The following is a 726-nucleotide window of genomic DNA, read 5'->3' as shown; positions in this document are numbered from 1 at the left end:
GGGTGGGGGCGACGCTGGTCAGGTTCGTGTTACGGCCGCCCGGCCTGGCGCCCTATCCGGTGTGGGCGCTGGTCGCGGTGCTGTTCGGGGTGGCGGTGACCGGGTGGGGGATGCTGGCGCGCACCCGCCGGGAGCTGGTGCTGTCGCTGGCCGAGCGGGCGCGCCGGGCGGAGGCCGATCAGCGGCAGCGCGCCGAGGAGGCCCGCCGCGCCGAACGGCTCGTGATCGCCCGGGAGATGCACGACGTGCTCGCGCACCGGTTGTCGCTGCTGGCGGTGCACGCGGGGGCGCTGGAGTTCAACGCGGACGCGGCGCCGGGCGAGGTCGCGCAGGCGGCCGGGGTGATCCGGTCGAGCGCCCGCCTGGCGCTGGAGGAGCTGCGGACCGTCATCTCGGTCCTGCGCGATCCGGCGCCACCGCCGTCGTCGGACCCGGGGCCGCCGTCGGGCGGTGAGGTGGATCTCAGGGCGCTCGTGGCGGAGTCGCGGCAGGCCGGGATGCGGGTCGAGCTGCTCGACCATGAAGTGCGCCGGTCCGAGGTGCCGGAGGCGGCAGGCCGAGCCGCGTACCGGATCGTGCAGGAGGGGCTCACGAACGCGCGCAAGCACGCGCCCGGTCAGCCCGTCACCGTGCTCGTGTCGGGCACGAGAGGGGCCGAGCTGGTGGTCGAGGTGCGCAACCCGCTGCACCGCGGACCGGCCGCACTCGCGGGGACCGGGGCGGGGG

The 726-nt window shown here is 76.7% G+C and carries 1 protein-coding gene; it reads left to right on the top strand.

What is annotated here, in order from left to right:
• On the top strand, window positions 1-726 hold a 726-nt coding region (locus ETD85_RS62580), incomplete at both ends, for a sensor histidine kinase (protein WP_240780200.1).

Origin of the sequence: Nonomuraea zeae, from assembly GCF_005889725.1 — a bacterium.
Classification (GTDB): Bacteria; Actinomycetota; Actinomycetes; order Streptosporangiales; family Streptosporangiaceae; genus Nonomuraea; species Nonomuraea zeae.
The sequence above is the reverse complement of the archived record's forward strand: the minus strand, read 5'-3'. Positions and strand labels throughout refer to the sequence as shown.